This is a genomic window from Glaciimonas sp. OK215 (assembly GCF_057787885.1).
Genome location: NZ_CM173544.1, coordinates 5809920 through 5833581 on the forward strand (window position 1 = coordinate 5809920; position 23662 = coordinate 5833581).

The 23662-nt window shown below is 59.9% G+C and carries 22 protein-coding genes; 4 read left to right on the forward strand and 18 right to left on the reverse strand.

All coding sequences use genetic code 11. The features are described 5' to 3' along the window. Nucleotides 1-95 precede the first annotated feature (95 nt). The 4 genes from AC3CHX_RS26915 to AC3CHX_RS26930 all read left to right on the forward strand — a co-directional run bounded on the left by AC3CHX_RS26915 (nt 96) and on the right by AC3CHX_RS26930 (nt 4456). Entirely contained in the window at nt 96-1256 is a 1161-nt protein-coding gene (locus AC3CHX_RS26915) for an MFS transporter (protein WP_488631005.1), read from the forward strand. Nucleotides 1257-1368: 112 nt separating this feature from the next. After that, nucleotides 1369-2112 (forward strand): DUF4377 domain-containing protein, encoded by a 744-nt coding sequence (locus AC3CHX_RS26920; RefSeq protein ID WP_488631006.1) that lies wholly within the window; start codon nt 1369-1371, stop codon nt 2110-2112. Between the two features lie 44 nt (nt 2113-2156). Next, nucleotides 2157-2855, forward strand: a complete 699-nt coding sequence (locus tag AC3CHX_RS26925) for an alpha/beta fold hydrolase (protein ID WP_488631007.1) — start codon at nt 2157-2159, stop codon at nt 2853-2855. 218 nt (nt 2856-3073) lie between these two features. Beyond that, complete coding sequence (locus AC3CHX_RS26930) at nt 3074-4456, forward strand: Fic family protein (protein WP_488631008.1); 1383 nt, start codon at nt 3074-3076, stop codon at nt 4454-4456. Nucleotides 4457-4696: 240 nt separating this feature from the next. Here the strand turns inward: AC3CHX_RS26930 and AC3CHX_RS26935 are convergent, their stop codons facing one another. From AC3CHX_RS26935 to AC3CHX_RS27020, 18 genes are all read right to left on the reverse strand, one after another. After that, a complete protein-coding gene (locus AC3CHX_RS26935) occupies nt 4697-5656 on the reverse strand; it encodes an NAD(P)H-dependent flavin oxidoreductase (protein WP_488631009.1) in 960 nt (319 codons plus the stop codon). A gap of 160 nt (nt 5657-5816) precedes the next feature. Beyond that, nucleotides 5817-6743 carry an MBL fold metallo-hydrolase gene (locus AC3CHX_RS26940; RefSeq protein ID WP_488631010.1) on the reverse strand — a complete coding sequence of 309 codons (927 nt, stop codon included), beginning with the start codon at nt 6741-6743 and terminating at the stop codon, nt 5817-5819. After that, on the reverse strand, nt 6740-6988 hold the full coding sequence (locus tag AC3CHX_RS26945; RefSeq protein ID WP_488631011.1) for a DUF1289 domain-containing protein: 249 nt from the start codon (nt 6986-6988) through the stop codon (nt 6740-6742). Before AC3CHX_RS26945 ends, AC3CHX_RS26940 begins: the two co-directional genes overlap by 4 nt. Then, complete coding sequence (locus tag AC3CHX_RS26950) at nt 6969-7457, reverse strand: YbaK/EbsC family protein (protein ID WP_488631012.1); 489 nt, start codon at nt 7455-7457, stop codon at nt 6969-6971. Before AC3CHX_RS26950 ends, AC3CHX_RS26945 begins: the two co-directional genes overlap by 20 nt. Nucleotides 7458-7478: 21 nt before the next feature. Then, nucleotides 7479-7751: a hypothetical protein gene (locus tag AC3CHX_RS26955; RefSeq protein WP_488631013.1), complete on the reverse strand. Its 273-nt coding sequence runs from the start codon at nt 7749-7751 to the stop codon at nt 7479-7481. A gap of 102 nt (nt 7752-7853) precedes the next feature. Further along, nucleotides 7854-8765, reverse strand: coding sequence for a hydroxymethylglutaryl-CoA lyase (locus AC3CHX_RS26960; RefSeq protein WP_488631014.1), 912 nt, complete (start codon nt 8763-8765; stop codon nt 7854-7856). A gap of 12 nt (nt 8766-8777) precedes the next feature. Further along, entirely contained in the window at nt 8778-9719 is a 942-nt protein-coding gene (locus AC3CHX_RS26965) for a 2-hydroxyacid dehydrogenase (protein ID WP_488631015.1), read from the reverse strand. Nucleotides 9720-9729: 10 nt separating this feature from the next. After that, the gene (locus tag AC3CHX_RS26970) at nt 9730-11754 is read right to left on the reverse strand and encodes an acetyl/propionyl/methylcrotonyl-CoA carboxylase subunit alpha (RefSeq protein WP_488631016.1); all 2025 of its coding nucleotides are present in this window, start codon (nt 11752-11754) and stop codon (nt 9730-9732) included. Nucleotides 11755-11881: 127 nt separating this feature from the next. Further along, a complete protein-coding gene (gene bioB, locus AC3CHX_RS26975) occupies nt 11882-12931 on the reverse strand; it encodes a biotin synthase BioB (RefSeq protein WP_488631017.1) in 1050 nt (349 codons plus the stop codon). Nucleotides 12932-12933: 2 nt separating this feature from the next. Further along, a complete protein-coding gene (gene bioD, locus AC3CHX_RS26980; protein WP_488631018.1) occupies nt 12934-13674 on the reverse strand; it encodes a dethiobiotin synthase in 741 nt (246 codons plus the stop codon). Further along, nucleotides 13667-15034: an adenosylmethionine--8-amino-7-oxononanoate transaminase gene (gene bioA, locus AC3CHX_RS26985; RefSeq protein ID WP_488631019.1), complete on the reverse strand. Its 1368-nt coding sequence runs from the start codon at nt 15032-15034 to the stop codon at nt 13667-13669. Before bioA ends, bioD begins: the two co-directional genes overlap by 8 nt. After that, nucleotides 15031-16248 carry an 8-amino-7-oxononanoate synthase gene (gene bioF / locus AC3CHX_RS26990; RefSeq protein ID WP_488631020.1) on the reverse strand — a complete coding sequence of 406 codons (1218 nt, stop codon included), beginning with the start codon at nt 16246-16248 and terminating at the stop codon, nt 15031-15033. The genes bioA and bioF overlap by 4 nt, the downstream gene beginning before the upstream one ends. Further along, the gene (locus AC3CHX_RS26995; protein ID WP_488631021.1) at nt 16236-17495 is read right to left on the reverse strand and encodes a cytochrome P450; all 1260 of its coding nucleotides are present in this window, start codon (nt 17493-17495) and stop codon (nt 16236-16238) included. Before AC3CHX_RS26995 ends, bioF begins: the two co-directional genes overlap by 13 nt. An 81-nt stretch (nt 17496-17576) precedes the next feature. After that, nucleotides 17577-18371 carry an enoyl-CoA hydratase/isomerase family protein gene (locus AC3CHX_RS27000; protein ID WP_488631022.1) on the reverse strand — a complete coding sequence of 265 codons (795 nt, stop codon included), beginning with the start codon at nt 18369-18371 and terminating at the stop codon, nt 17577-17579. Beyond that, the gene (locus AC3CHX_RS27005; RefSeq protein ID WP_488631023.1) at nt 18368-18880 is read right to left on the reverse strand and encodes a DinB family protein; all 513 of its coding nucleotides are present in this window, start codon (nt 18878-18880) and stop codon (nt 18368-18370) included. Before AC3CHX_RS27005 ends, AC3CHX_RS27000 begins: the two co-directional genes overlap by 4 nt. A gap of 811 nt (nt 18881-19691) precedes the next feature. Next, nucleotides 19692-21314, reverse strand: a complete 1623-nt coding sequence (locus AC3CHX_RS27010; RefSeq protein ID WP_488631024.1) for a carboxyl transferase domain-containing protein — start codon at nt 21312-21314, stop codon at nt 19692-19694. A gap of 93 nt (nt 21315-21407) precedes the next feature. Beyond that, nucleotides 21408-23111, reverse strand: coding sequence for an AMP-binding protein (locus AC3CHX_RS27015; RefSeq protein ID WP_488631025.1), 1704 nt, complete (start codon nt 23109-23111; stop codon nt 21408-21410). 107 nt (nt 23112-23218) lie between these two features. Beyond that, the gene (locus tag AC3CHX_RS27020) at nt 23219-23653 is read right to left on the reverse strand and encodes a YchJ family protein (protein WP_488631026.1); all 435 of its coding nucleotides are present in this window, start codon (nt 23651-23653) and stop codon (nt 23219-23221) included. Between the last annotated feature and the right edge of the window lie 9 nt (nt 23654-23662).

The window sequence follows — 23662 nt, forward strand, 5'->3', positions numbered from 1 at the left end:
GTCCGACAGGCTCCTAGGCATGGTTTGAACCCGGACCGAATCGGTCTGCGACACCGCATGGCGTTGTTACAGAGCGATTCGCACACGCAATTTATATGTCGACAAGCCCTGATCAACTCACCGCTCCCGCCCTCTCCATCAGCCGCATGCGTCAAGCTGCGCTACCGCTGCTGTTCATCTTGCTGGGCGTGGTCTACGCGACCTGGGCCGCACGGATTCCGGCGGTGCGCGATGCCTTGCAACTTGACCCGGCCGAATTGAGCCTGGTCTTGCTGTGCGCAGGGATCGGCGCGGTTGGCTCGTTTCCGCTGGCAGCGTGGCTGACCGGCCATTACGGCGCCCGTCACAGCGCCTGGTATGCCGGGCTGGCTTTATTGCTGACCATGCCGGCGCTGGCGCTGGCGCCGAATATGGCATTGCTGATGGTCGCGATGACCAGCCTCGGCATTTGTTCCGGCTGTTTCGATGTCGCCATCAACGCGCTCGGCGCCGCAGCGGAAAAGATCGCCGGCCGCTCGATCATGTCGCTATTGCACGCGTGGTTTTGCGTTGGCACCTTGTCTGGCGCGTTAATCGGAAGCGGGCTGGCGGGTATCGGTATTTCGACCCTCTGGCACTTCGGCTTGCTGGCGCTGGTATGCGCGCTGCCGTTACGACTTTGCTACAACGCACTGCCAAACGATCGGCCGGAACCGATTGCCGGGAAAAAACATTTTGCCTTACCGCACGGCCCGCTGATTGCGCTCGGCGTCATCGGATTTTGCGGCGCCATTGTCGAAGGCTCGATTGCCGACTGGAGCGGGGTCTACATGAAAGACTGGCTGCAGGCTAGCGACGGTATCGCGCCGCTGGCTTTTGCGGCCTTCGCCGCGATGATGCTGGTCACCAGGCTGATAGGCGATCGCCTGAAGGAGCGTTTCGGCGCGCGCAAAGTCGTCACCGCCGGCGCCTTGACTGCCGGCATCGGCATTCTTGTCGCGCTGATCGCCGCCAATATTCCACTCTCCATCGTCGGCTTTGCGCTCACCGGCGTCGGCGTGGCTACCGTGTTCCCGTTCATGTTTAGTGCAGCCGGCCGCCATGGTTCAACCGCGTTGGCGGGTGTCGCCACCCTGAGTTATGGCGGCGGCCTGATTGGCCCGCCGATGATCGGCTTTCTGGCGCACGGCTTTGGCTTGCACGCGGCGCTGGCGCTGGTTGGGGTGCTGTGTCTTGCGGTTGCGCTGGCAGCCAGTCAGGCCAAATGGCTGGAGTGAGCGGCTGGGCAGGCAAGCACCCGGGAGGGAGTCCCGGTTTGTCGTTAGAATCGTTGTTACTGCTATAAAATACGCCGCTGAAAAAATAACCTGACAATGCTTCGGAGCCCACATGACGCCTACCCTCTCTTCCGCTTGCCGTTTGACGCTCATCCTCGCAGCGGGTGCGATGCTGGCAGCCTGTGCCGGCCCGGCGCCGGAAAAACCGGTGGCCGACGACCCTCAGCTCCTGTCATCGCGCTGGGAGCTCACCAGCTGGCCCAACCATGTGATTCCACACGGCGACACCGGCGAGCCGGTGATTCTGACTTTCAGCCACGAAAAAGGCCAGGGACGCGTCAGCGGTCGCGCCTGGTGCAACCAGTTTTCGGCGCCGTTCTCGATGCGCGCTCCAGGCCGGCTGACGATTGTTGAAGCGGTGACGACGCGCATGGCGTGCCCGGAACCTGCAATGCGTTTCGAGGCGGACTTCCTCGAAAAGCTGCAGGCAGTGAATAACTACAACATCACCGGCTCGGTACTGGAGATGCAGACCGTCGACGGCAAGACCATGACCTTCCACGCACGTGAAAAAGCCGGCGCCACCGCCCAGATAAAATTCGTCTACGTTGCCGCCGGCAAAGCGCCATGCAATGCCGGTACGATGAAGACAACCTGCTACCAAATCCGCGAAGACAAAAAAGCCCCCTGGCAGCTCTGGCACGGCGACATAGTCGGCTTCAAACCTGAACCCGGCATTGAATATCGTTTGCGCATACTGGAAGAGCGCAACCCGAATCCGCCGACCGACGCCAGCGCACTCAAATGGACGCTGGATCTGGTGGTAGAACAGGAACTGGTCAAATACCGCAAGTAAATTCCAATGGCTCCAATGGCAATCACATCACCGGGAAAATCCGCATGAAGCCGGATCTGTTGCTCTTACCGGGCTTCATGCTGGACGCCACTTTGTGGGATGACATGCATGCTGGCCTGGCACAGCTGGGCCATTTGCATTTTGGCGATCTGGGGCAGGACGATGCCATCGCGAAGATGGCGCTACGGGTGCTGGAAACAGCGCCGGATCGCTTCATCCTGATCGGTTTTTCGATGGGCGGTTATGTGGCGCAAGCCATCGCTCTGCAGGCACCGCATCGCGTAGTCGCACTGGCGCTGCTGAATACCTCGGCACGCCAGAACAGCAGTGACGAAGTCGCACGCAACCGGGCCCAGGTTGAATTGGCCAAACGCATGCCGTTCAAGGGCCTCACCACGCGCGCGCTGGCATCCTCGGTGCATCCCGAACGTGCCGGCGACCGGGGTTTGCTGGAGCGCCTGCAAGCCATGGCGCTAGGCAACGGCAAAGACGTCTTCATTCGCCAGTTATCGGCTTTGCGCAGCGATGGTTATGGCGATCTGCACAACATCGCTTGCCCGACGCTGATCGTTGCCAGCCGCAACGATCAGTTGCGCAGCGTGGACGAGGCACAACAAATGGCGCAGCGGATTGCGTCGTCCACGCTGGTGGTGATGGAAGACAGCGGTCACATGACGCCGCTCGAACGTCCGACCGAATTGCTGCACATCCTGTCGGACTGGATCGGCCGGCTCGGGCTATAGCGCAAGACGCAACGTATTCGATATTATGAGCAGATTTACGGTTTTGAGCAGAGTTTAAAGTCAACGGCGATGATTATGAGTCGATTTGATGAGAATCAACTCATAATATTGAAATTATGAGCGGACTTCGGTAGTATCGACTCAAAATTCAAGTTATGAGTCGAAACGCAACGAATCGCCTCAAGAATGCGCATACCACTACCCGCGGATACCCTGCCATGGCAAGAAAGCAATCAATCACCGACGACGATGTACTTCAGGCCATGACGAGCCTCTGGAATGCCGGTACTTTATCGACCACATCTCGTTTGCTCGCAGAGTGGCTGAACTCCAGCACGCAGACCATTAATCGCGTAATCGAACGTCTGGTATCGGCAAGCAAAGTCGAACGCGAAGGGCGCGGACGAGCGACACGTCTGCGGCTCGCAAATCCACCTACACGCGAGGTCGCGACCACGCCCATTGCGGGACAGCCTACCCCTCAGCCAGCCACAGCTATCTCTGCTAGCTTTGCCGAGCAGGCCGCTGCGCTGCGGGAGGCCTTGCGTCAACCGCTTGGAACCCGCCAGCCAGTCACCTACCGTCGGGATTTTGTCGATGACTACGTGCCAAATTCTACCTTCTTGTTGCCGTCCGGGTTGGCCGACGAGTTGGCGAACCTGGGGCGGATGAAGGGCCAGCAGCCAGCGGGAACATATGCAAGGAAGGTCTTGGAACCTTTGCTTATCGACCTTTCCTGGTCTTCTTCTCACCTTGAAGGTAACAACTACACCCGATTAGATACGGAGGAACTCTTCAAGAGTGGGATTGCCGGTGAGGACCTCGACGCAGTCATGCTGTTGAACCACAAGAACGCCATCGAGTTTCTCGTAGATGCAGTTCCGGAACAGGGGCTCAATGGCAGTGTCATTCGCAACTTGCACGCGCTGTTGATGCGAGACCTTTTGCCAGATAGCGACCAGCTTGGCGCCATCCGGCAGCGCGTGGTAAATATCAGCGACACCGTGTACCTGCCCTCGCAGGTCCCCTTGCTCCTCGAGGAAATGCTTGGGCATATCGTCGCGAAAGCTTGCCTGATAAAGAATCCCGTCGAAGCTGCGTTCTTTCTTTGGGTGAACCTTGCCTACTTGCAGCCGTTCGAAGACGGGAACAAGCGGGTAAGCCGCGTCAGTTCCAACATCCCCCTGATGCTCTACAACTGCGCCCCATTGTCCTTTATGGACGTGGACCGCCAAGCATATGCAGAGGCAATGCTTGGTGTGTACGAGAAACGCGACGTAACGCTCGCCATCAAGCTTTTTGATGTCACATATCGTCGCTCGACTGAAAAATATGCCGTGATTCTCGAGGCAATGGGGAAGCCGGACCCTGGGCGCCTTCGCTACAGGGAATCGCTCAATGATGCCATTTGCCTTGTCGTCCGTGAGCGAAAATCGCGCTCGGATGCGCTTCAAGAATTGCACCTCACCGCGGATAAGGCGCCGGGCTTTGAAGAGCTTCTGACAAACGAGCTGCAGAAGTTAGAGGAGTTCAACTGCGCACGCTATCGGTTGACGATGAATGCTACCAAGGACTGGATTGCTGCTGGACGGCCGTCTTGATAAGGGTTGGCCTCGGTGCCGGTCCTGAGCGAGCAGTGTAGCGGGTGAGCTACAGAAACGTTTCCTTATGGAAAGTACCAACCTCTTATTTTGAGGTGGTTCGAGTTGCTGCGTCGCAGCACTTTGTCGTAAATCTTTGAATTCCCGCCAGATTTCGTCCTTTGGGCCAACTGCTTATTAACACCCGCAAGTGATGACGGCGGCAAAAAAAGCGCCACCGTCAAAAATTCAGGCAAGTAGTTACAGCGCCAATCGTCGCCGCGCAGCCTGGTATTCCGTCTGCAGGCGATCCACCATCGCCGCTACCGTCGGCACGTCGTCCATCAATCCGACGCCCTGACCCGCACCCCAGATATCGCGCCAGGCCTTGGCGCCGCTTCCGCCCGAGCCAAAATTCATCTTGGATTTATCCGCTTCCGGCAAATTGTCCGGATCGAGGCCCGCATTGAGGATGGATTTTTTCAGGTAATTGCCGTGGATACCGGTGAACAGGTTAGTGTACACAACGTCGGCCGCGGACGATTCGACGATGGCCTGACGATACGCCTCATCGACATTCGCTTCCTTGGTCGCCAGCCAGCGCGAACCGATGTAGGCCAGATCGGCCCCCATCGCCTGCGCCGCCAGAATCGCGTCGCCGGTGGCAATCGCACCGGACAGCGCAATCGGACCGGAAAAGAATTTGCGGACTTCGCCGACCAGCGCGAACGGCGACAGCGGACCGGCATGGCCGCCCGCGCCAGAGGCCACCAGGATCAGGCCGTCCACGCCGGCTTCCAGCGCTTTTTCGGCATGCCGAATCGAAATCACGTCATGCAGCACGATGCCGCCATAGCTGTGGATCGCATCCATCATCTCTTTCGGCGGCGCGCGCAGACTGGAGATGATGATAGGCACCTGATGCTTGACGCACATTTCGACGTCGTGGGCCAGACGGTCGTTGGACTGATGGACGATCTGATTGACCGCGATCGGACCAACTCTGGCGGCGGGATGGGCGGCCTGGTAAGCCGCCAGTTCAGTTTGCAATTGTGTCAGCCAGACGTCCAGCTGCTCGGCCGGACGCGCATTCAATGCCGGAAACGCACCGACGATACCGGCCTTGCATTGCGCCGCAACCAGGGCCGGACCACTGGCGATAAACATCGGCGAACCAATGACGGGAAGGCTCAGGTTTTGCAACACGGCGGGCAGTGCCATAACGACCTCTTGAAATGGGATCAAAGAATTGATTATAGGGCGAAACACCGCATAAAAAAGTACGATCGTGCTAGATTTTATCTTCTAAACTGAATTCGCCAACCGGGTTGTCCTGCGGTCCGTGTAGTTTGCCATCTGCAGCCAGATGAAGATTGTTATTTCAATCGCAATTCAGCAACATCTCGCCATCCAGCCTGGCCGCACCGGCACGCACCAGTTGCGCCACCAGCCAGGCGGCCAGTTCGGCGTCGGAGCGTTGCAAATAGCGTTGATTGGTGGAGACCATCAACGGAATCGTTGCGGTCATGCTTGTCACTTCCGCCAGACTCAGCTGTTGCCGTTCCAGCAGCAAAAATTTCAGCAGGACCTTGAGCGCATGTTGCGCATTCCGGACCGGCTCGGCCGCCAGGTAGTCAAGCCGTGAGAAAGCGTTGGCAAGCGCGCCGGCAACATCGGTAAATGGCCGGCCATGTCCGGGAATCACCAGCGCCACGTCCAGGCCGGCAATCATTTCCAGCGTCGCCCGCGCTTCGGCAAAACCCGACTCGCCATCGAGTTCCGGAAAAATCACCCCAAACCCGTTTTCCCACAGCGCATCGGCGGAAATCAAGATCCGCTGTTGCGGGGAATAGAACATCAGCGCATGCGGATCGTGACCGGGGGCCGCCAGAACTTGCCAGCCGATATCGCCAAGCGTTATCCGGTCGCCGCCTTGCAAGGTCGCATCGCAGTCAAAGCGCGCGCATTGCTGCCCGGTGGCGCGGTAACTCAGCGCATCCTGATCCCAGGCGCGCACTTTGGCCGCCTCGGCCGCCGGAACAAAGGTGCGGCAGCGATACGTTTGTTGCAACGCGGCGTTGCCGCCGCAATGGTCGGAGTGGGTATGGGTATTGAGCAACCAGTCGAGCGCACGCCCCTGCAAAATTTGCGCTACCAGCGCCACGGTTTGCGGCGCGTGCGTCAGATAGCCGCTGTCGATCAAGGCGGTTTGCTCGCGCCCGAGAAACAGAATGTTGTTCGACGATAACCAGCCGCGTTGCAGTATGTGCATGGCCGGCGGCAACAACGCGCGCAAGGAGCCGCTCATTGGCGACCTGCCCGCTGGCGCCGTTGCGCAATAGCGCGCCAGATTGCCCGTTTCCGATCGTCAGCGGCATCCGGCCAGGCAGAAATTTCATCCAGCGTGCGAGCGCAGCCTTCACATAAGCCGCTGTCATTGTTCATCCGACATACGCTAATGCAAGGTGAACGGGTGATATCCGGTTCGTCCGGTTCGTCAACATCCTGATGAAAAGAGAAAGCGTCAGCCAACTCAGGCCCGCAATGCCACATCAGCAACCGGTGCTGCCGTCATGGCAACCAGTTGCTGCGGCGTCAGGTTGAAAACGGCATGCGGATGGCCGGCCGCGGCCCAGACGCTGTCGAGTTCCAGTAAATCCTGATCGATCAGCATGACGGTCTTGCCGACATGCCCGATCGGACAGACCCCGCCGATGGCATAACCGATGCGTTCCCTGACGAAGCGTGCATCGGCCTTGCCAAGGGCGCCGACAATGGCCGCCACCTTGCGCTCATCGACCCGGTTGCTGCCACTGGCCACCACCATCACGGCAGCGTCATCGCTGAGTCGCCGGAAGACGATCGACTTGGCAATTTCGGCGACGCTGCAACCCAGACCGGCGGCGGCCTCGGCCGAGGTCTTGCCGGTCTCCGGCAACATCACTACCAGCTTGTCATGGCCCAGCGCTGCCAGCAGATCGGCGACGCGTTGGGCGGTATCGGGAAGTTTGGTGTTTTCCATCGGGATATTGTTCGCTGTGTGTTATTCCGTTGCCAATGCCTTGGTCAGCAATTCCGCGACCAGTTCATTTACGCCGCATGCGCGCTGCTGCGCCAGGGCCTGCACCTGTTGCACCAGATCGCTATTGAGTTTGACGGCAAACGGTACCAGCCCCAGCGCCTGATCCAGTTTACGCTGCTCGCGCCGATCCAGCGCCACCGGTGCGACCTGACCGAAGGGGGCGGCGCTACCCGGCTGCTGCATCTGGCCGGTAATTTTCATTGCTTGCTTCTTTGCCAGACCGGACTTTTTCATGATTTCACTTCCTGATTAAATTAAGTTGGTCATTCTACGCAGTCGCGGCGCCTGCAAGCGGTTGTATTCAAAGTAAAGAGACGTCCAACCCGGCTGAGGTGCTCAGGTCGATGCCCGCTTGGCAGCAATCGCATTCCCGGCACGGCTGGCCGCCTTGCGCCCAAGATGCTGCGAGATGAATTGCCCGGCCGTCACTACCGCATCAAGATCAATGCCGGTGTCGATGCCAAGTCCCTGCATCAGATACAACACATCCTCGGTCGCAACGTTGCCGGTCGCGCCTTTGGCATACGGACAGCCGCCCAGACCGGCGACGGACGCGTGATAAATGGAAATCCCGACCTCGAGGCTGGCGTAGATATTCGCCAGTGCCTGACCGTAGGTATCATGGAAATGGCCCGACAGGCGCTCGATCGGGAATTCCTGCACCAGCCGTTGCATGACCGCTTTTACCTGGTTGGGGGTGGCGACCCCGATGGTGTCGGCGATATCGATCTCGTCGCAGCCGAGGTCGCGCAGGCGCTGCAAAACATCCACCACCGAATCTACGCCGACCTCGCCCTGATACGGACAACCGAAAGAGCAGCTGATGCTGCCGCGCAGGCGCTTGCCGGCCTGTTTGGCCGCCAGCGCGACGTCACGGAAGCGTTCGATCGATTCGGCAATCGAGCAATTGATATTCTTTTGCGAGAAGGCTTCGGATGCCGAACCGAAAATCACCATTTCATCGGCATCTGCCGCCAATGCCGCCGCCAGGCCCTGCATGTTGGGTACCAGCGCCGAATAAATGACGCCCGGCTTGCGGGTGATGCCCGCCATCACCTCGGCCGAAGTGGCCATCTGCGGCACCCATTTGGGCGACACAAACGAGGCTGCTTCGATGTTGACGAAACCGGCCGCCGTCAGTTGATTTACCAGCGCGATCTTGATCTCTGCAGGAATGGTTTCCGCTTCGTTTTGCAAGCCGTCGCGCGGACCGACTTCAACGATTTTGACTTTGCCTGGGAATGTCATCTCAAACTCCTTTTAATATCCGGTATTCCGGTCCACTATCCCACTCACCGCAGCGCCACGTTGCAACGCGCGTATCTTGTCGCTGATCTGCCGGATGGTATCCTTGTACACGGATACCGCTGCCACATGCGGCGTCATGCTGATGCGCGGCTCCTGCCAGAACGGATGCGCGGGCGGCAGCGGTTCCTGCGCAAAGACATCCAGGGTTGCCGCGGCCACCTGTCCGCTATTGATCATGGCCAGCAAATCGTCTTCCACCAGATGACCGCCGCGGGCAACATTGATGACGTACGCGCCAGTGCTGCCCTTCTGCAGTTTCTGCAGATTTTCGCGGTTCAGGATGCCATGGGTATCAGGCGTCAGCGGCAGTATGCAGACCAGCACCCGGGATGCCCGCAGGAATGCATCGAGTCCTTCCGCACCGGCATAACAGCGCATGCCGGGCACTTCTTTCCGGCTTCGGCTCCAGCCATTCAGCGGAAATTCAAAATGCCGCAATGCCTCGGCAATCCGCGTCCCGAGGACGCCGAGGCCAAGAATGCCGACACTGAAGTCCTGCTTTTCATTGCACGCCAATGGTAGCCACTGGGCGCGCGCGGTCTGCTGCTGATAGATGTCGAAGCGCCGGAAATAGCCGAGTACGGCGTGCGTCACATATTCCGCCATCTGGATCGCCATGCCACCGTCATCCACCCGGATCAGCGGCACATCCGCGGGGAGCGCGGCACCCAGCTGCAGAATCGCATCGACGCCGGCACCGAGGTTGAAAATGCCTTGCAGATCGCGGCGCCCCTGGAGCATGGCTGCCGGCGGTCGCCAGACCACGGCGTAATCGGCGGGTGCCGTATCGCCCTCTTGCCAGAACCGGCATTCCGCCTCGGGTAAAGCCGTAGCGAGATCCGTCAGCCAGCCGTCCATGCCACTGTCCGGCGGCGCATAAAACATGACCTTCATTGCATCACCCTCATTCCATCAGCTTTTCAACTACATCGAGTTTGAATGCCAGCAATTGTGCCGCTTCCGCGACCTGATCGCCGACCGCATACAACAGTTCTTCCACCAGGCCATCGGCCGGTGCCGCAATCGTATGCTCCATTTTCATGGCTTCCATGATCAGCAGCGGTGCGCCTTTTTTGACCTGATCGCCCTGCGTTACCAGTACCGCGACGATCTTGCCCGGCATCGGCGCGGTCAGGCGGCCGCCTTCGGTTTCGCTCTCGCCGGCATGGGCCAGCGGGTCGAGGTAACCCAGCGTATGCTGGCGGCCGCCGGTAAACACCTGAAACAGCTCGCCCTCGCGCACCACGGTGCCACGCACGTCGCGATCGCCGAGGCTGATTTCGTAGTCGCTCCCAATCTGCCGCAACAGCGTCATCCGACTGAAATGTTGCGCATGCTCCAGCAACCAACTGCCCGACTGATACAACACGGCAATGACAGTGGTCTTGCCGTCGTCGACAAACGTCAGCTGGCGTTGCAGATTACCGTTCAAACGCCAGCCGCCGGTATGCGTCCACGGATTGCCGAGACTGGCGGTGGCGCTGCGTTCGGCGGCCAGCAGTGCCGCCGTCGCCAGTGCCAGCACCGCCACATCGACCGGCTGGGCCGGCGGGAACAAAGCGTCTTGATGACGCTCGATCAAACCGGTATCCAGATCCGCCGTGGAAAAAGGCTGGCTGGCGATCAGCCGTTGCAAGAAGTTGATATTGCTGGCCAGACCGACAATCTGATATTGCGCCAGCGCACTTGCCATACTCACCAGCGCCTGCTGGCGATCCGGGGCCCAGACAATCAGCTTGGCGATCATCGGATCGTAAAACGGCGAGATGGCATCGCCTTCGCGGACCCCGGAATCGATCCGCACCACCGCCCCGGCTGACTGCGTCACCTCGAATTCACGCGCCGGCGGCGTGCGCATATGACGCAGGGTGCCGATCGACGGCAAAAATCCCTTGTCCGGATTCTCGGCATAAATCCGCGCTTCAAGCGCATGGCCGTGCAATCTCAGGTGGCCCTGCTGCATCGGCAGCGGTTCACCGGCCGCGACCCGCAATTGCCATTCGACCAGATCGATGCCGGTGATCATTTCCGTCACCGGATGCTCGACTTGCAGACGGGTATTCATTTCCATGAAATAAAACGAACCGTCTTGATTGGCGATAAATTCGACGGTGCCGGCACCGACATAAGCGACCGCCTTGGCAGCCGCAACCGCCGCCTCGCCCATGGCACTGCGGCGTTCCGCCGTCATGCCCGGCGCCGGTGCTTCTTCCAGCACTTTTTGATGACGGCGCTGCACCGAGCAGTCGCGTTCGAACAGGTAAACGCAGTCGCCATGGCTGTCGGCGAATACCTGGATCTCGATGTGCCGCGGCCGCGTCAGATATTTTTCGACCAGCACCTTGTCATCGCCGAAGCTATTGATGGCTTCGCGTTTGCAGGATGCCAATGCCGACTTGAAATCGGCACTTTGCTCGACAATGCGCATGCCCTTGCCGCCGCCGCCGGCACTGGCCTTGAGCAGCACCGGATAGCCGATCTTGTCGGCCTCTTGCTGCAGCAGATCGGGATCCTGATCGTCGCCGTGATAGCCGGGCACCAGCGGCACCCGGGCTTTTTCCATCAAGGCCTTGGCGGCGGACTTCGAGCCCATGGCAAAAATCGCGCTGGCCGGCGGGCCGATGAACACCAGCCCGGCCGCCGCGCAAGCCTGCGCAAATTGCGCGTTTTCCGACAGGAAACCGTAGCCCGGATGGATCGCCTGGGCACCGGTGGCTAATGCGACTTCGATAATCTTGTCGGCGCGCAGATAGCTTTCCCTGGCTGGCGCCGGACCGATCAGGACCGCCTCGTCGCAGACCGCGACATGCTTGGCGCCGGCATCCGCGTCCGAATACACCGCGACCGTCTTGACCCCCATGCGGCGTGCCGTGGCGGCAACCCGGCAGGCGATTTCACCGCGATTGGCGATCAGGATTTTAGTGAACATGGCTCCTCCATTTGTATTTGTTTTGTTTTGCTTAAAAACAATGACATCAAACTGCTGCGTCCATCAGCTTATGGCGATGGACGCGCGAAGATTGATCCGCGTCGTTTGACCGCGCCGTTTGACCGATTCAGGCCTGCGTCACTTCGCAACGCGCATCGATGGCGGTTGAGCGTGTGTGCATGCCCAGCTTGGCCAGCAAGGCGCGATCTTCTTCGACTTCCGGATTACCGGTGGTCAGCAATTTATCGCCGTAGAAAATCGAGTTGGCACCGGCCAGGAAACACAGCGCCTGGATCGCCTCGCCCATCTGGCGGCGACCGGCGGACAAGCGCACCCGCGCCTTCGGCATGGTGATCCGCGCCACCGCGATGGTACGCACGAACTCCAGCAGATCGAGTGCTTCGATCCCGTACAGCGGCGTGCCTTCGACCTGCACCAGATTGTTCACCGGCACCGATTCGGGATACGGCGTCATGTTGGCCAGTTGCGCCACCAGACCGGCACGTTGCAGGCGCGATTCACCCATGCCGACGATGCCGCCGCAGCAGACTTTGATGCCGACGCTGCGCACGCTGTCGATGGTGTCCAGACGGTTTTGATAATCGCGGGTGGTGATGATGTCGCCGTACAATTCCGGTGCGGTATCGAGGTTGTGATTGTAGTAATCGAGACCGGCCTGCTTGAGGCGCTCGGCCTGACCTTCGCCCAGCATGCCCAGCGTGGCGCAGGTTTCCAGGCCGAGGGCCTTGACTTCACGGACCATTTCTTCGACATGTTCCAGATCCCGGTCTTTCGGCTCGCGCCATGCCGCGCCCATGCAGAAGCGGGTAGCGCCATGCGCCTTGGCTTGACGTGCCGCTTCCAGCACGGTGTCCAGCGGCAGGATTTTTTGCGCGACCACGCCGGTGTCATAGCGCGCGGCCTGCGGGCAATAACCGCAATCTTCCGGGCAGCCGCCGGTCTTGATCGACAACAGCGTGGCCAGCTCGACTTCGGTCGGATCAAAATTTTCTCTATGCACTTGCTGGGCGCGGAACAACAAATCGTTGAACGGCAAATTGAACAGTTCCAGCACTTCTTCGACGCGCCACGCCGCATCGGCTAACGGTGTGGCTATTTGCTGGGCGATGCCAGGCTGGAAGGTCATTGGTTGGGATGAAGTCGGTTGCGAAGACATGGTCAGATTTCCTTTGTATTGAGGGAATTTGTTACACCGGCAGGCCAGCCCGGCAAACTTGAAAATTGGAGATAAGCGGCGGCGGCGGCGGCCAATTCCGCAGCGGGTGCAGACAACCGCGGCACCCGGCCCAGCAAGGGCGCATCGATGCGCGCTGCCAGCGCATCGACCGTGGCATTGCTGTTGAGCATGTCGGGATCGACGGTATTGACGACCCAGCCAGCCAGTGGCAAGCCGCGCGCAGCAATCGCTTCCACCGTCAGCAGAGCATGGCTGATGCAGCCGAGGCGCAGGCCAACCACCAGCAGCACCGGCAATCCCAGCTGCTGCGCCAGATCGGCCGTGTCTGTGGTGTCATTCAGCGGCACCCGAAAGCCACCCACGCCTTCGACCACCACCGCATCCGCCAGCGCCGCTATCTGCCGATAGCAAGCCAGAATATGCGGCAGTTCTATGGTCCGGCCTTCCAGCGCTGCGGCGATATGCGGTGCGGTCGGCTGGCGGTACAGATACGGCGTTGCCAGCGCGCTCGGCAATGCCACACTGGCTCGCGCCGCCAATGCATCGGCATCGTCGTTGTGCCAGACACCGTCGCGCAATTCGGCACCGGCGGCGACCGGTTTCATGGCGGCCGTGCGGACGCCGGTTTTGGTCAGCGCATGCAACAGGCTGCTGGCAATCAGTGTCTTGCCGATTTCGGTATCGGTGCCGGCCACAAAATAGGCACACGTTAATTTATTCATCGGCGATCACGCTTTCGAATACCGCGGCGGTGCGGGCCGCCAGCGTGTCGCATTCGGCATCGTCGAGGATGTACGGCGGCATCAGATAGACGGTGCGGCCTATCGGCCGCAGCAGCAATTCATTTTCCAGCGCCTTGCTAAAGAAGCGCCGCGAAAAAGTCGCTGCGACTGCCGGATCGTCTATCGCCGCATCAAACGCCCAGATCATGCCGCGCTGGCGGAAGTTGCGTACGCGCGCGTGCTGCGCCAGCGGTTGCAATGCAGCCGTTATCCGTTCTGCTTTCAAGCGGTTGGCATTCAGCACATCGTCTTGCTCGAAAATTTCCAGCGTTGCCAGCGCAGCGCGGCAGGCCAGCGGATTGCCGGTGTAGGAATGCGAGTGCAGAAAGCCGCGCGTGACGTCGGCATCGTAAAAGGTCTGATAGATGGCATCCGTGGTCATCACCAGCGACAGCGGCAGATAACCGCCGCTGATGCCTTTCGACAGACAGACGAAATCGGGCCAGACCGGTCCGGCTTCGGTCCCAATGGCAGTCGCCTGCTCGGACGCAAAAAATGTCCCGGTGCGACCGCAGCCGACCGCGATTTCATCAAAGATCAGATGCACCTGATAACGATCGCAGAGTGCGCGCACTTCCGCCAGATAGACCGGATCGTGCATCGCCATGCCGCTCGCGCATTGCACCAACGGCTCGATAATCACGGCGGCGATATGGCTGCCGCGTTGCTGCAACAACAATTCCAGCGAGTGGGCGGCGCGGCGCGCGACGTCGGCCGCGCTCTCGCCCTCATGCGCGGCGCGGGCATCGGGCGACATGACGACATGCGCCTGGCGCAACAGCGGTCCATAGGCATCGCGGAACAAGGCCACGTCGGTGACCGCCAGCGCACCGATGGTTTCGCCGTGGTAGCTGCCCTTCAGGCAGACGAATTCCTGCTTGGCGCTGTGGCCGGCATTGCGCCAGGAGTGGAAGCTCATCTTCAGCGCGATTTCCACCGCCGAGGCGCCGTCCGATGCATAGAAGCAATGCCCCAGCACGTTGCCGGTGCGCGCCGCCAGCTGTTCGGACAAACGAATCACCGGCTCATGCGTAAACCCCGCCAGCATCGCGTGTTCCAGCTTGTCCAGCTGGTCTTTCAACGCCGCGTTGATGCGCGGATTGGCATGCCCGAACAAATTCACCCACCACGAGCTGATGGCATCCAGATAACGCTTGCCATCGGCGTCATACAGCCAGGCGCCGCGGCCGTGGCTGACCGGGATCAGCGGCACGGTTTCATGCTGCTGCATCTGGGTGCAGGGATGCCAGACGCTTTGCAGGCTGCGTTTTACCCAATCGGATTGTGTGTTTTCTTTCAAAATGCTTCCTTGGCAGGCAGGGTGGCGGAGTCGATGCCGCTGCCCGCCCCGTATTTTTTCGCCGCTGCATGTAACGCGGCGATCAATTGATCGACTTGTTCCGTGGTATGCGCCGCCGACAAGGTCATGCGCAAACGCGCAGTTCCCTTGGGGACCGTCGGCGGCCGGATCGCCGGGACCCAGATGTTGCGCTCCAGCAAGTCGGCCATCAGGTCCAGCGCGAGTTGATTGTCGGCCACGACCAAGGCCTGGATCGCGGTCTCGGAAGGCAATAAAGGCCATGGCAGATCCGCCAGTCCTTCCCGCAATTGCCGGACCAGCTGACGCAGATGCTGCTGGCGCCAGTCTTCGGTTTGCAGCAAGTTCAGCGTGGCCAGCAGTGCGCTGGCCAGCAGCGGCGGGCTGGCGGTGGTGAACACATACGTGCGCGCCCGCTGCAACAGCCATTCGATCAGCGTCGCATCGCCGGCGACAAAGGCGCCCGCCACACCGGCCGCCTTGCCCAGCGTGCCCATGTATAGCACGCGCGGCGAGGCCAGTCCGAAATGCGCCAGACTGCCGCGTCCCTGCGGACCGAGCACACCGAAGCCGTGGGCATCGTCGACCAGCAGCCATGCATCGTATTTTTCACATAACGCCAACAGTTCAGGCAGTGGCGCGATATCGCCATCCATGCTGAATACGCCGTCGGTCACGATCAGCTTGCGCGGGCTGCTGCTTTTGGCCAGCTGTTGCGCCAGGCGCACCACATCGTTATGCGGATACACCCGGAATTCGGCACCGGAAAGACGCGCACCGTCGATCAGGCAAGCGTGATTCAGGCGGTCGGAAAGCACCATGTCGCCGGGGCCGACCAGCGCCGGAATGATCCCCAGATTCGCCATGTAGCCATTCGAAAAATACAGCGCCCGCGGCATGCCGACAAAAGCCGCCAGCGCCACTTCCAGCTCCTCGCACACGCTGCTATGGCCGCTGATCAGCGCCGATGCAGCGGCACCGACGCCGAAACGTTCAAGTCCGTCGCGCGCGGCGGCGATCAGCGCCGGATGATTCGCCAGCCCGAGATAATCGTTGTTGCAAAATGCCAGTGTTTGCCGGCCGTCTATCGTCAGCAGCGGGCCTTGCGGGCCGTCCACGATGCGGCGTTGGCGGAATAGTTTCTGCTCCTGCAACTGGAATAACTGCGCGCTGATTTCATCCATTAGATCAGGCATGCTGAATCTCCTGCGACGGCGCTGTCGTTGGCGCAGGCAAAGCGCAATGGCAATGCGTTGAGGCTGCGATACACGGCGTTGCGCCCCCATGACTGGGTAGCGCCAGCCAATGCCAATGCCGGCAGACGGCGTATCACGCTGCGCAGCGCAATCTCCGCCTCCAGATAGGTCAGCGTCGCGCCGATACAGACATGCGGGCCGTAGCCGAACGACAGGTGCGCGCCCTGATTGCGGCGGATATCCAGCACATCCGGGGCGCTGAATTTGGCGGGATCGCGATTCGCCGCGCCGATCAAGGGAATCACCAGATCCCCTTTTTTCATCCGCCGGCCATGCATCTCGACATCGACTTTCAGGCGGCGGCCGGTGTATTGCACCGGGCTGTCGAATCGCAACAACTCCTTCAATGCCGATGGCAACAGCGCCGGATCCTGTTGCAAGGCCTGCCATTGTTGCGGATGTTGCAGCAGCGCCAGCATGCCATTGCCGAGCAGGTTGCGGGTAGTCTCGTGCCCGGCAAACAGCAGCGTGCAGCATTGCGCCAGCAATTCCTTGGTCGTGATAATGCCGCCGCTCGCCTCCGCCAGTATCAGTTGGCTGATCAAATCGTCGCCGGGCCGCAACCGCCGCTGTGGCAGCAGTGCGCGGAAATATTCGTTCATCGCCACCAGGCTGGTTTGCGCACGGCGGGCAATCTCGATGGTCGGTGTCGGGCTGCCGATGAAGTCGGCGATATCGTCCGACCAGGCCACAAATTCGGCCCGGTCGGCGCCGTCTATGCCCAACATCGCGGCAATCACCAGCGCCGGCAAGGGCCGGGCGAAATCACGCATGAAATCGAACGTCGCGAAAGTCGTCCCAGTGCCGGCCGCAGTCACCTTATCCAGCAGGCGATCGACAAGCGTTTGAATCTGCGGCGCCAGCGACTGCAACGCCGCCGGTTTGAAACCGGCATTCATGACCTGGCGCAAGCGTGTGTGCTGGGGCGCATCGACAAACAGCAGCGAACGCGAAAATATGCGCTTGAATTCGCGCAGCTCGGTCATCGCCTCAGGGCCGCTACTATTCGCCCAGCCGCCGGCACGCCGTACCGAAAAGCGCGGATCGCGCAGCACGCTGGCGACATCGGCGTATTCGGTCAGGAGCCAGGCACCGCCGCAAAACTCTTCGTTCCAGTGCAGCGGCCCGGCCTGACGCAGCGCATGATAGGTCGGATAGGGGTTGCTTAAAAATCCATTATTTATCATCTGTTAACTTTTAAAACTGACAGGCCTGCGCCCGCCATACTGCAGGAGAACCGGGATTGTATATGTATCGCTGCAGCGGCATCAAAGCAGCCACGACGGTGAGCGTTTTTCCAGAAACGCGCGGACGCCTTCGCGGCCCTGGACGGAGGCGCGACTTTGAGCGATACCTTCGACCGTGGCGGCAATCAGCGCCGCGCTCAACGGCTGACCGGCAACCTCACGCACCAGGCGCTTGGCGTCGGTCACGGCATCCGGACTGGCTGCCAGCAAGGCTTTCAGCAACGTGCCGACGGTCTCATCCAGATCCGCGTCCGCCACCACTTCGTGGACTAGGCCGATCCGCTGTGCCACCCTGGCCGCAAAGCGCTCGGCGGTGATGAAATAGCGGCGCGCCGCCGACTCGCCTATCGCCTTGATGACATAAGGTGAAATGGTGGCCGGAATCAAGCCGATGCGGACTTCCGACAAACAAAAATGCGCCGCCTCCACCGCCACCACGATATCGCAGGCGGCAATCAAGCCCAGGCCGCCGGCATAACAATCGCCCTGCACGCGCGCAATCACCGGCTTCGGGCAGTGATAAATCGTCTGCAGCATTGCCGCCAGCTGGCCGGCATCGGCGCGATTCTGCTCCGGCGTGTAATCGGCCATCGCTTTCATCCAGTTCAGATCGCCGCCGGCGCAAAACGCCGCGCCGTTGGCCGCCAGCACGATCGCCCGGATTTCCGGGTCTGCACCCAGTTCGGTAAAGGCCCGGGTGATTTCTGCGATCGCGGTCTGATTGAAGGCGTTCCGGACTTCGGGACGATTCAAGGCGATAGTCGCGACATGCGCATTCTCGGGTGCGCGCTCGACTACGAGGGTTTGATAGGTCATTGTTTAATCTCCAATGGCAGTTCTTCACGCACCATATACATGAGATCCAGCTCCGGGCAGGCATGGCGCATACCGGTCAAGGCCGCGCTGAGCTGGCCGCGATGATGGGTGCCGTGATTGAATACATGCGCCAGCGTCGCGATGAATGGTGTGATCGCCGGTGCGCCGGACACCGTGTTGTAATGCAGATGCGTGTCAAAACGTTGTGCCTGCAAGCCGCTGAGGAAGTCGCTCCAGCGTCCGACCGCCGTGCGCAATGCGACGTCGAGCGCCGACCGCTCATGCACGGCCTCGGCATCCAGTGCCAGTTTCAGCGGCGCGCCATCGGTGAAACGCGCGTACCAATGCAGGTCACCGACCAGCATATGATTCAGCGTGCCGTGGATCGAGTGGAAAAACAGGCCGCTGTCACGGCGATAATCTTCCTCGCTGATGGTAGCGATCTGATCGAGTATTTTCTCCGTGGCCCAGACATGGTAGCGCGCTAGCAATTCGAAATAACTTTGCATTTTCTTTCGATTCTCTTATAAGTCGGCTGGGATGCAATCCCAGGATTTCGGTCGTCGTTAATTGAAACGGTCACTACTCCGTGGATGCTAGTCGGGGGTGGCCCGACAGCCAGTCACTTTTCTTGCTTCGCCAAGAAAAGTAACCAAAAGAAGGCGACGCAAAGCCGTTGCCTTCCCTTCGGTCAGGTTCCCAAATGGGTCGTCTGCCAGTCGGGTGGGGAAACAAACTCGCTGCGCTCAGACAAGTTTCCCCACAATTCCCGACTGACAGCCGCCCCATTTGGCAACGTCTCAATGCGGAATTCAAAAGCAACGTCAAAAGCCACAGCCTCTGCAGTGAACCGGGAACTGTGTTTGCAGGCAGCGCAGCGTGCCGAATTGCTGCGCCCTGCTGAACCCACCACGGAGCGCCGAGGGGTTGCTGTTGCTGTTGCTGTTGACGTTGCTTTTGATCTTCCGCATTGAGACGTTGCCAAATGAGACGACTGGCATTCGGATAAAGAGGGGAAACTTGTCTGAGCGCAGCGAGTTTGTTTTCCCTCCCGAATGCCAGTCGGCTCATTTGGGGACCCGACCGAAGGGAGGGCAGTGGCTTTGCGGTCGCCTTTCTTTGCTTACTTTCTTTGGCGAAGCAAAGAAAGTGAGCGGCCGCCGGGCCGCCCCCGGCTTGCTTCCACGGAGTAGCAACCGTTTCAATTAACGACGACCGAACTGAACGCCACAAATCGCACCGAAAAAACATAAGTCGCCTATATCTAATATCGCAAAAAACCGTTAACAATCAGTTACTAGCCATATATTGCTTAATATCCTACATCCTGAAAACCCCAAACCTGGTATCGGCAATCGGCGCGTTCAACGCCGCGCTCAAGCCGAGTCCCAGCACCATCCGCGTATCCGCCGGATCGATGACGCCGTCGTCCCACAAGCGTGCCGAGGCGTAATACGGATGGCCCTGATGGTCGTACTGGTCGCGAATCGGCGCCTTGAAGGCCTCTTCCTCATCGGCACTCCAGCTGCCGCCTTTGGCTTCGATACCGTCGCGTCTGACCGTGGCCAGCACGCCGGCCGCCTGATCGCCGCCCATCACCGAGATCCGCGCATTCGGCCACATCCACAGGAAGCGCGGCGAGAAAGCGCGGCCGCACATGCCGTAATTGCCGGCACCGAAACTGCCGCCTATGATCACGGTCAGCTTCGGCACCGAGGTGGTCGCGACCGCGGTCACCATCTTGGCGCCATTGCGTGCGATGCCTTCATTTTCATACTTGCGGCCGACCATGAAACCGGTAATGTTTTGCAGGAACACAAGGGGAATCTTGCGTTGCGAACACAGCTCGATGAAGTGCGTGCCTTTTAACGCCGCTTCCGAAAACAGAATCCCGTTGTTCGCGATGATGCCGACCGGCATGCCGTAGATGTGGGCGAAGCCGCAAATCAGCGTAGTGCCGTAACGCGCCTTGAATTCATCGAACTCGCTGCCGTCGACCACGCGGGCGATCACTTCACGGACGTCGAACGGCTTGCGCGTATCGAGCGGGATGACGCCGTACAACTCATGGGCCGGATATTTCGGTTCGACCACTTTACGCAATACGGGGCCTTCGGGTTTTTTGCGGTTCAGGTTGGACACAATAGTGCGTGCCAGCGCCAGCGCGTGCATATCGTTCTGCGCCAGATGATCGGCGACGCCGGACAGCCGGGTGTGCACATCGCCGCCGCCCAGATCTTCCGCGCTGACCACTTCGCCGGTCGCCGCCTTGACCAGCGGCGGCCCCGCCAGAAAGATCGTGCCCTGATTCTTGACGATGATGGACTCGTCGCTCATGGCCGGGACATAGGCACCGCCAGCGGTACAGGAACCCATGACGACCGCGATTTGCGGAATGCCTTTGGAGGACAAATTGGCCTGGTTGAAGAAGATGCGGCCGAAGTGATCGCGGTCCGGAAAGACCTCATCCTGATTCGGCAAATTGGCGCCGCCGCTATCCACCAGGTAAATGCACGGCAGATTGTTTTGCTCGGCGATTTCCTGCGCCCGCAAATGTTTTTTGACGGTCAGCGGATAGTAAGTGCCGCCTTTGACGGTGGCATCGTTACAGACAATCACGCATTCCTGTCCGGCGACCCGGCCGATCCCGGTGATGACCCCGGCTGCGGGGGCGGCGTCGCTGCCGTCCTTGTCTTTATAGATGTGGTACGCCGCCAGTTGCGAAAACTCCATGAATGGCGTACCCGGATCGAGCAGCATCTGCACCCGGTCCCGCGGCAGCAGTTTTCCGCGCGCGACGTGCTTCTTGCGCGCGGCATCGCCGCCGCCTTCGGCAATCTGCGCCACCTTCTGGCGCAAGTCGTCGACCAGCAGATTGAGCGCGCTGGCATTTTGCTGAAAGTCTTCGCTGCGTGTATTAAGTTTGCTTTCCAACTGGGGCATTTCAACGTCCTTTTAGTTTTTTGAACCGGCTACTGCTGCCGCATGCGCGCCTGGTAAGGCGGCATGCGCTACGTTCTTTTCCCTTTCAGGTACTCAGGCGGTGTTGACTTCGCTAATGTGAAGCTCGTCTTTCATCGCTTCGCGGATTTTGAATTTCTGTATTTTCCCGGTCACCGTCATGGGGAACGCATCGACAAAACGGATATACCGCGGCACCTTGTAATGGGCGATCTGAGCGCGGCAAAATGACCGCAAGGTTTCTTCATCGACGCTCTGGCCGGGCCGCAGAATCACCCACGCACACAATTCTTCGCCATATTTGACGTCGGGTACGCCGACCACCTGCACGTCCTGGACTGCCGGATGGCGGTACAGGAATTCTTCAATCTCGCGCGGATAAATATTTTCGCCGCCGCGGATCACCATGTCCTTGATGCGGCCGACGATGTTGACATAGCCTTCGCTATCCATCGTCGCCAGATCGCCGGTATGCATCCAGCCGTCGGCATCGATTGCCTCGCGGGTTTTCGGCTCGTCGTCCCAGTAGCCCTGCATCACCGAATAGCCGCGGGTGCAGAGTTCACCGGTGCTGCCGATCGGCACGATCTCTCCGGATTCGGCATCGATCATTTTCACTTCCAGATTCGGATGGACCTGGCCGACCGTCGAGACGCGTTTTTCCAGCGGCGTATCGGTCTGGCTCTGGCAACTGACCGGACTGGTTTCGGTCATGCCATAGGCAATCGTCACTTGCGCCATGTGCATGTCGCGCACCACCCGCTTCATCACCTCGATCGGGCAGGGTGAACCCGCCATGATGCCGGTGCGCAAGGTCGACAGATCGAATTCGGCAAAGCGCGGGTGGTCGAGTTCGGCGATAAACATCGTCGGCACGCCGTGCAGGCCGGTGCAGCGTTCGTCCTGCACTGCCTGCAAGACGGATAGCGCATCGAAACCATCGTTCGGATAGACAATCGTTGCGCCATGCGTCAGACAAGCCAGATTTCCCAGCACCATGCCGAAACAGTGATACAACGGGACCGGAATGCACAGCCGGTCTTGCGCCGTCAGGCGCATGGCTGCGCCAATGAAGAAGCCGTTGTTGAGGATATTCCGATGGGTCAGCGTCGCGCCTTTGGGGAAGCCGGTGGTGCCGCTGGTGAATTGGATGTTGATCGCATCCGTGGCTTGCAGCGTCGCGCCGATTTCGGCAACCTGCGGATCGTTGCTGTCGCCGCCGGCGATCAGGTCGGCAAAGCGCAGCATGCCCGGCACCGCCTGCGAACCAAGGTGAATGACGGTTTTCAAGGTCGGCAGGCGCGCCGCCTGCAACGCGCCTGGCGCGCAATCCGCCAGTTCCGGCGCCACGCTCTGCAGCATTTCCAGATAGTCGCTGGTCTTGAAACGCGTCATCGTGACCAGCGCCTTGCAGCCGACCTTGTTGAGTGCGTATTCAAGCTCGCTGACACGGTATGCCGGATTGATGTTGACCAATACGATGCCGACACGCGCAGTCGCCAGCTGCATCAGCAGCCACTCGCTGTTGTTGTGCGACCAGATACCAACCCGATCGCCGCGCTGCACTCCCGCCCTCAGCAATGCACTGGCCAGCCGCTGCGATTCCTGCTGCAGCTGACGATAGGTCAGGCGGATGTTCTGATGGCAAGCCACCAGCGCTTCATTGTCGGGAACGCGTTCCACCATCGCATCGAAAAATGCGGCGATGGTCTGTTCGATCAGCGCCGTATCCTGGCTGCCGACCGCCATACTCATGGTTAAATCGCTACTCGTTTGCATGATGTTTCGTCTCCTGTTGTTTGCCGCCGGCGTCGCTTTTTTACGGCGCGCCAAACGGATTCCAGCGGGTCACTATGGTTTTCTTATTTTTTGATTCAACCAGTTCCTTACTTGGTCCCTGGCTGTTCCGGAAAACTGCCGTCCACGTAAAACCAGCGGCGCACCATTTGCTGGTCATCTTCCGCCTGCTCTCTTACAAAATGACTTATTTCATGCAAACGATGGGCGCGGCCGGCTACCTTGTAGCGCGCAACAAACTCCACTGTTGCCTGCTCGCCTGCGGCCTGATGGCTGCGGACTTCCAGGCCCATCCAGCGCATGCCTGCATCATCGGCCGTAATGCCGCCCGCCGCCGGCCTGGTGCTGCGGTGCCAGGTCGCATACAGATACGCATCGTCATGCAAGGTGTATGCGGTGTAACGCGAACGCATCAATTCCAGCGCCGTCTGCGGCACCGCCTGCTGTCCGATGAAGCGACCGCAGCAGGCCCGAAACAGGCCGCCACCGCAAGGGCACAACGCTGCGTCAGCTGCTTTGTTCATTGCTACTGT

Coding starts and splice junctions, on each gene's coding strand:
- AC3CHX_RS26915 (WP_488631005.1), top strand. CDS start 96: ATGTCGACAAGCCCTGATCAACTCACCGCTCCCGCCCTCTCCATCAGC.
- AC3CHX_RS26920 (WP_488631006.1), top strand. CDS start 1,369: ATGACGCCTACCCTCTCTTCCGCTTGCCGTTTGACGCTCATCCTCGCA.
- AC3CHX_RS26925 (WP_488631007.1), top strand. CDS start 2,157: ATGAAGCCGGATCTGTTGCTCTTACCGGGCTTCATGCTGGACGCCACT.
- AC3CHX_RS26930 (WP_488631008.1), top strand. CDS start 3,074: ATGGCAAGAAAGCAATCAATCACCGACGACGATGTACTTCAGGCCATG.
- AC3CHX_RS26935 (WP_488631009.1), bottom strand. CDS start 5,656: ATGGCACTGCCCGCCGTGTTGCAAAACCTGAGCCTTCCCGTCATTGGT.
- AC3CHX_RS26940 (WP_488631010.1), bottom strand. CDS start 6,743: ATGAGCGGCTCCTTGCGCGCGTTGTTGCCGCCGGCCATGCACATACTG.
- AC3CHX_RS26945 (WP_488631011.1), bottom strand. CDS start 6,988: ATGTGGCATTGCGGGCCTGAGTTGGCTGACGCTTTCTCTTTTCATCAG.
- AC3CHX_RS26950 (WP_488631012.1), bottom strand. CDS start 7,457: ATGGAAAACACCAAACTTCCCGATACCGCCCAACGCGTCGCCGATCTG.
- AC3CHX_RS26955 (WP_488631013.1), bottom strand. CDS start 7,751: ATGAAAAAGTCCGGTCTGGCAAAGAAGCAAGCAATGAAAATTACCGGC.
- AC3CHX_RS26960 (WP_488631014.1), bottom strand. CDS start 8,765: ATGACATTCCCAGGCAAAGTCAAAATCGTTGAAGTCGGTCCGCGCGAC.
- AC3CHX_RS26965 (WP_488631015.1), bottom strand. CDS start 9,719: ATGAAGGTCATGTTTTATGCGCCGCCGGACAGTGGCATGGACGGCTGG.
- AC3CHX_RS26970 (WP_488631016.1), bottom strand. CDS start 11,754: ATGTTCACTAAAATCCTGATCGCCAATCGCGGTGAAATCGCCTGCCGG.
- bioB (WP_488631017.1), bottom strand. CDS start 12,931: ATGTCTTCGCAACCGACTTCATCCCAACCAATGACCTTCCAGCCTGGC.
- bioD (WP_488631018.1), bottom strand. CDS start 13,674: ATGAATAAATTAACGTGTGCCTATTTTGTGGCCGGCACCGATACCGAA.
- bioF (WP_488631020.1), bottom strand. CDS start 16,248: ATGCCTGATCTAATGGATGAAATCAGCGCGCAGTTATTCCAGTTGCAG.
- AC3CHX_RS26995 (WP_488631021.1), bottom strand. CDS start 17,495: ATGATAAATAATGGATTTTTAAGCAACCCCTATCCGACCTATCATGCG.
- AC3CHX_RS27000 (WP_488631022.1), bottom strand. CDS start 18,371: ATGACCTATCAAACCCTCGTAGTCGAGCGCGCACCCGAGAATGCGCAT.
- AC3CHX_RS27005 (WP_488631023.1), bottom strand. CDS start 18,880: ATGCAAAGTTATTTCGAATTGCTAGCGCGCTACCATGTCTGGGCCACG.
- AC3CHX_RS27010 (WP_488631024.1), bottom strand. CDS start 21,314: ATGCCCCAGTTGGAAAGCAAACTTAATACACGCAGCGAAGACTTTCAG.
- AC3CHX_RS27015 (WP_488631025.1), bottom strand. CDS start 23,111: ATGCAAACGAGTAGCGATTTAACCATGAGTATGGCGGTCGGCAGCCAG.
- AC3CHX_RS27020 (WP_488631026.1), bottom strand. CDS start 23,653: ATGAACAAAGCAGCTGACGCAGCGTTGTGCCCTTGCGGTGGCGGCCTG.